This window comes from Mesorhizobium sp. M7A.F.Ca.AU.002.02.1.1 (genome assembly GCF_003998535.1).
Taxonomy (GTDB): Bacteria; Pseudomonadota; Alphaproteobacteria; order Rhizobiales; family Rhizobiaceae; genus Mesorhizobium; species Mesorhizobium ciceri.
Window position 1 is genome coordinate 1 of record NZ_RZPB01000400.1, and the last position, 5,690, is coordinate 5,690.

6 protein-coding genes and 1 pseudogene are annotated in these 5,690 nt (G+C 62.3%); all 7 read left to right on the plus strand.

The features are described 5' to 3' along the window. Nucleotides 1-57 precede the first annotated feature (57 nt). Nucleotides 58-645, plus strand: a complete 588-nt coding sequence (locus EN879_RS22260) for a MotE family protein (RefSeq protein ID WP_063168918.1) — start codon at nt 58-60, stop codon at nt 643-645. Beyond that, on the plus strand, nt 642-1,352 hold the full coding sequence (gene flgH, locus EN879_RS22265; RefSeq protein WP_063168919.1) for a flagellar basal body L-ring protein FlgH: 711 nt from the start codon (nt 642-644) through the stop codon (nt 1,350-1,352). The genes EN879_RS22260 and flgH overlap by 4 nt, the downstream gene beginning before the upstream one ends. 17 nt (nt 1,353-1,369) lie before the next feature. Beyond that, nucleotides 1,370-1,864: a flagellar basal body-associated FliL family protein gene (locus EN879_RS22270; protein ID WP_013529790.1), complete on the plus strand. Its 495-nt coding sequence runs from the start codon at nt 1,370-1,372 to the stop codon at nt 1,862-1,864. Continuing rightward, on the plus strand, nt 1,861-2,592 hold the full coding sequence (gene fliP / locus EN879_RS22275; protein ID WP_013529789.1) for a flagellar type III secretion system pore protein FliP: 732 nt from the start codon (nt 1,861-1,863) through the stop codon (nt 2,590-2,592). The genes EN879_RS22270 and fliP overlap by 4 nt, the downstream gene beginning before the upstream one ends. Before the next feature lie 200 nt (nt 2,593-2,792). Beyond that, entirely contained in the window at nt 2,793-3,794 is a 1,002-nt protein-coding gene (locus EN879_RS22280; protein ID WP_013529788.1) for a flagellin, read from the plus strand. A 267-nt stretch (nt 3,795-4,061) separates the two neighbouring features. Continuing rightward, nucleotides 4,062-5,126, plus strand: a complete 1,065-nt coding sequence (locus tag EN879_RS22285) for a flagellin (RefSeq protein ID WP_027161432.1) — start codon at nt 4,062-4,064, stop codon at nt 5,124-5,126. A gap of 134 nt (nt 5,127-5,260) precedes the next feature. Further along, nucleotides 5,261-5,690: pseudogene (locus tag EN879_RS22290) on the plus strand (flagellar M-ring protein FliF); the annotation flags it as partial.

Sequence of the window (5,690 nt, forward strand, 5' to 3'; positions counted from 1 at the left end):
CTGCAGGGCATCAAGTCGGCCGGGGCCCTGCAGGCCGACCTGGTTCTGCAATAGGCGATGCCGATGAAGCGCTCCTTCCCACGCCACGACAGACGCCGCAAAGCCGCGATCCTGCTTGCGACCGCTTTTCTCGCGGCTCTGCCCTTTGCCGGCGGCACCGCGCGCGGCGAGGAGACGGTCCGCCAGGTCCTGCCGGGAGCACAGGTGGCGGCGGCGCCGCAGCAACTGACACGGGAAAAGGCGCCGGACCAAAGCGAGATCGAGCGCTTCTGCTCAAACATCGCCGATGCCGCCCGCGACCGCCGCTATGTCCTGCAGGCGCAGGAACTGAAGCAGCTCCAGGCTGGCATTGACGAGCGCATGAAAGCTCTTGATGCAAAGAAAGCTGAATACGAGACCTGGCTGAAGCGGCGCGAGGTTTTCCTGGCCCGGGCCGAGGACGGCGTCGTCCAGATCTACGCCGGTATGAAACCCGACGCCGCCGCCGAGCGGCTGGCCATCGTCAACGCCGACCTGGCTGCGGCTATATTGATGAAGCTCGATTCACGCAAGGCGAGCGTCATCCTCAACGAAATGGACCAGAAGGCGGCGGCGACGCTCACCGGCATTATGGCCAGCGCAGCCCGAAGGGTAGATCCGTCATGATCCGGAAGATGCTTGTCCTGTGCGCGGTTACTACCATGCTGTCCGGTTGCGGAACCAACCTCAAGGAGGTCGGCAGAGAGCCGGCCCTGTCCCCGGTCGGCTCCGGCATCGATGGCGGCAGCACCGGCTCGCTCTATCGATATCCGCAAACGCCGCCAGCGCCGGTCAAGAAATTCTCGTTGTGGGACGACCGCCAGAGCCGGCTGTTCACCGACCCGCGGGCGCTGTCCCAGGGCGACATCCTGACGGTCAAGATCAAGATCAACGATCGCGCCAACTTCAAGAACCAGAACGACAGGAGCCGCACCGCCAATCGCAAGCTCGGTTATGACCTCAGCGCGCAGTGGGACAAGTGGAGCACCGCCGGCAAGGGCGCCGGGGCGCTCACCTCCACCACCGACACGACGGCTGACGGCGAGATCAAGCGCTCGGAAACGCTTGAACTCAATGTCGCGGCGATCGTCACCGATGTGCTGCCCAACGGCAATCTGATGATCACCGGATCGCAGGAAGTGCGCGTCAATGCCGAGCTCAGGGTGCTGACGCTCGCCGGCATCGTGCGGCCGGCCGATATCGGCGCCGAAAACACCATCCCCTACGAACGCATCGCCGAGGCCCGCATCTCCTACGGCGGACGCGGTCGCATCACCGAGGTCCAGCAACCTGCCTACGGCCAGCAGATCCTCGACCAGGTTCTTCCGTTCTAGGATCGGGGCAGGTCGCCGTGGCAAATATTGAACAGGTTCAGCCGCGCAAGGGTCCCTCCCCTGTCATTCAGGCCGGCATGCTGCTGCTTGTGACGGCGGCCGCCATTGGCGTGGGTTGGATGTCCGGCGGTTATCTCAAGGGCGTCGGCGCACCGGCGTCGGTACCGGTCGCGCCTGAGAACGAAGGTAAGATCATGCAGCCCGCCGCAGCCGAGCAACCAGGCCTGGGCCCGATGCTTGTCGTGCTGGCGCCGATCACCACCAACATCGCCTCGCCTGCCGGCACCTGGATCAGGATGGAGGTGTCCGTCGTCTATGACGCGCCGCAGCCACAGGCAATGTCGGATGACATCCACCAAGATCTCCTGGCCCTGGTGCGCACGTTGAAGATGCATCAGATCGAGGGAGCCAGCGGCTACCAGCACCTGAAGGCCGACCTCGAAGAACGCGCCGCGATCCGCAGCCAGGGTCACGCCAAACAGGTACTCATCAGGACATTGCTGCTCGAATGAGAAAGTTCCTTCTCGCCACCGCCATGATCGCCGCCGCCACCTCCATCGCGGCGGCTCAGCAGCTCGATCTCGGCGGCATCGGCAAGGCTGACGGCACCACCGTCGGCTACATCATCCAGATGTTCGGCCTGCTGACTGTTCTGTCGGTCGCGCCGGGCCTGCTGATCATGGTGACCAGCTTCACCCGCTTCGTCATCGCCTTCTCGATCCTGCGCGCCGGCATCGGCCTGCAGTCGACACCGGCAAACCTCATCCTGATTTCGCTGTCGCTGTTCATGACCTTCTATGTCATGGCGCCGACCTTCGATCAGGCCTGGAACACCGGCGTCAAGCCGCTGATGGACAACCAGATCACCCAGACCGAAGCCTTCGACAAGATTTCCGATCCGTTCCGCACCTTCATGCTGCACAATGTGCGTGACAAGGATTTCGACCTCTTCGCCGATCTCGCCCGCGAGCGCGGCCAGACCGTTTCGCGCGACACCGTCGACCTGCGCATCCTGGTGCCCGCCTTCATGATCTCGGAGATCCGGCGCGGCTTCGAAATCGGCTTCCTGATCGTGCTGCCATTCCTGGTCATCGACCTGATCGTCGCCACCATCACGATGGCGATGGGCATGATGATGCTGCCGCCCACGGTGGTGTCGCTGCCGTTCAAGATCCTGTTCTTCGTCCTGATCGACGGCTGGAACCTGCTTGTCGGCAGCCTGGTGCGCTCCTTCAACTGACTCTGCCGCGCCGGCTCGAAATTCCAGCAATATATTTTCGATTAACCGTCCGGTTTAGCCCTTTGGTAGGGACTTGCCCGCATATTCGCTCGCAGATGGCGGGTGATCGATTTCAGAGATCATTGGCATGATGCCGCACCGTCATACCGGGAGGCCCGGTATGTCAAAAAAACACCTGTAAAAACCAAGGTACGAGTACCATGTCCAGCATCATGACGAACTCCGCCGCGTTGACGGCTCTGCAGAGCCTTAACGCCACCAGCAAATCCCTCCAGGACACCCAGGCCCGCATCTCGACCGGTTATCGCGTCTCGCAGGCCTCAGACAACGCCGCTTACTGGTCGATCGCCACCACGATGCGCTCCGACAACCAGGCAATGTCCACCGTTTCGGACGCTCTCGGCCTCGGCGCCTCGAAAGTCGACACCGCCTATACCGGCATGAACAGCGCGATCTCCACCATCAACCAGATCAAGGCAAAGCTGCTGGCTTCCTACGGCCAGACGGACGCCTCGAAGGAAAAGACCCAGACCGAAATCACCGCTCTTCAGGCGCAGATGAAGTCCTACGCCGACGGCGCCACCTTCTCCGGCACCAACATGCTGTCCGTAGACAGCGGCTCAACAGCCACGACGGCTGCCGATGTGAAGATCCTTTCGGCCTTCAACCGTGACGCGGCCGGCGCATCTTCGATCTCGACCATCGACGTCAAGGTGGAAAGCATCAAGCTCTATGAAGCTGGTACCACCTCGGGCCTCGCGAAGGGCATCCTTGACACGTACCGCCTCGGCAGCGACGGCAGTGTGGCCGCAGCGGTCTCCGGCACGCAGACAGCTCTAGGGGCGGCTGCACTGGCCACCGACACCTATTCGGCCGCCTCGCTTTCCATCTTCTCGGGTGGCACGGCTGCCAGCGATTCGCAGATCAAGCAGATGCTGACCGTCATCGACTCCGCGCTCGCCGATATGACCAACTCGGCCACCACGCTCGGCGCCGCCAAGAGCAGTATCGACCTGCAGAAGACCTTCACCTCGGACCTGATGGACTCCATCGACCGCGGCGTCGGCCAGCTCGTCGATGCTGACATGAACAAGGAATCGACCCGTCTGCAGGCCCTGCAGGTCCAGCAGCAGCTCGGCGTGCAGGCGCTGTCGATCGCCAACGGTTCCTCGCAGTCGATCCTGTCGCTCTTCCGCGGCTGATCGCCTCCGCTCAACCACAGTTCGCACTAGAAATTCGGGCCGCGCCAAAAGCGCGGCCCTATTTGCGTTTGCTCCAGCCCCGCACAATCCTCGATCCTTAACTCTCAAAAGCCAGCTTTTAACAGGCTGTTAACCATGCCGCGCTAGTTATGGTTAACCAATAGCTTACGACAGTTGGCGAATCGGTCCGAACGGCACGATGCCAATCGTTGAACAGGCCCATCCGGCATGTCTGAGCATGTCGGCTTTTGAGAAGGAGCGACTTTCTTGGCGAGCATCATGACCAACGCCTCGGCGTTAACCGCACTTCAAAGCCTCAGCGCCACCAACAAGTCGCTCGAACAGACACAGGCCCGCATATCGACCGGCTATCGGGTCTCGCAGGCTTCGGACAACGCCGCCTATTGGTCGATCGCCACCACCATGCGCTCGGACAATTCGGCCCTGTCGACGGTGCAGGATGCACTCGGCCTCGGCGCCTCGAAAGTCGATGCCGCCTACACCGGCATCACCAACGTGCTGACGACGATCGGCCAGATCAAGACCAAGGTGTTGTCCATGGTCGGCCAGACGGATGCCGCCAAGGCGAAGACCCAGACCGAGATCAAGGCGCTTCAAACGCAGATGAAGTCCTTTGCCGATGCGGCCACCTTCTCCGGCTCGAATTTCCTCGCGGTGACCTCCAAGCAGGTCACGGCCGCCAATGATGGCGTCCAGCCCGACTCGCAGATCGTGTCCTCATTCAATCGCTCTTCATCCGGCGCTGTCTCGATCGGAACGATCAACATCAATGTCGAGGGCACCAAGCTTTTCGACTACGGCCTTGCCGCCGAGGTCAAGAACCAGGGCGTCCTCGATCGCCAGACCTCCATCTATTCCACGGGCGCCGCCCAGACCCTGTATGACAACGCCTATGCTGGCGTGATCGCGGGCGGAGGAACGGATATCGCCGCGAACACTGCCGGCCAGACGGCGGCGGGAGCGGTCACCAAGGTCGACAATATTTCCGCCTACAACCTCGACATCACGGCCCCAGGGGTGACCGACGGCATCATCACCCAGATGGTCACCATGATGGACAAGGTCATGGCCCAGTTGACTGATTCCGCCACCATCATCGGTTCGGCCAAGAGCTCGATCGACCTGCAGAAGACCTTCACCCAGAGCCTGATGGACTCCATCGACCGCGGCGTCGGCCAGCTCGTCGACGCCGACATGAACAAGGAATCGACCCGCCTCCAGGCCCTGCAGGTGCAGCAGCAGCTCGGCATCCAGGCACTGTCGATCGCCAACAGCTCCTCGCAGTCGATCCTGTCGCTGTTCAAGAACTAATCGCGGGCGCCACCGGCGCCCTCCTTTCGCATCCCAACTGACGGGCCGCGCCGCAAGCGCGGCCCGATTTCATTTTCGCACAAGCTTCGAAGACTAGAGTTCCGGCGGACAATCATGCTGGGAGTCGTCGAACCGTGCCGGAACAGATCCAGAGCATCATCTCGAATCTCCGCGGGTTTGGCGTGAAGCGCCTCGCCATGCTGGCGGGCATCGCCGTTCTGGTGATGGGCGTCATCGGCATCGCCTCGGTCTATCTCAACCGCCCCGCCTACGACACGCTCTATGTCGGGCTCGACCGCGCCGACGTGAACCAGATCGGCCTGGTGCTCGGCGAAGCCGGTATCGGCTTCGATGTCGGCGCCGACGGAACCTCGGTTCTGGTGCCGGCCGGCACCACCGCCCAGGCGCGCATGCTGCTCGCCGAAAAGGGCCTGCCGACCAGCGCCAATGCCGGCTACGAACTGTTCGACAATGTCGGCTCGCTCGGCCTCACCTCGTTCATGCAGCAGATCACCCGCGTGCGCGCGCTTGAAGGTGAGATCGCCCGCACCATCCAGTCGATAT

What these genes read in the sequence shown, in the direction of transcription:
- EN879_RS22260 (WP_063168918.1), top strand. Translation starts at nt 58, where the DNA reads ATGCCGATGAAGCGCTCCTTCCCACGCCACGACAGACGCCGCAAAGCC.
- flgH (WP_063168919.1), top strand. Translation starts at nt 642, where the DNA reads ATGATCCGGAAGATGCTTGTCCTGTGCGCGGTTACTACCATGCTGTCC.
- fliP (WP_013529789.1), top strand. Translation starts at nt 1,861, where the DNA reads ATGAGAAAGTTCCTTCTCGCCACCGCCATGATCGCCGCCGCCACCTCC.
- EN879_RS22280 (WP_013529788.1), top strand. Translation starts at nt 2,793, where the DNA reads ATGTCCAGCATCATGACGAACTCCGCCGCGTTGACGGCTCTGCAGAGC.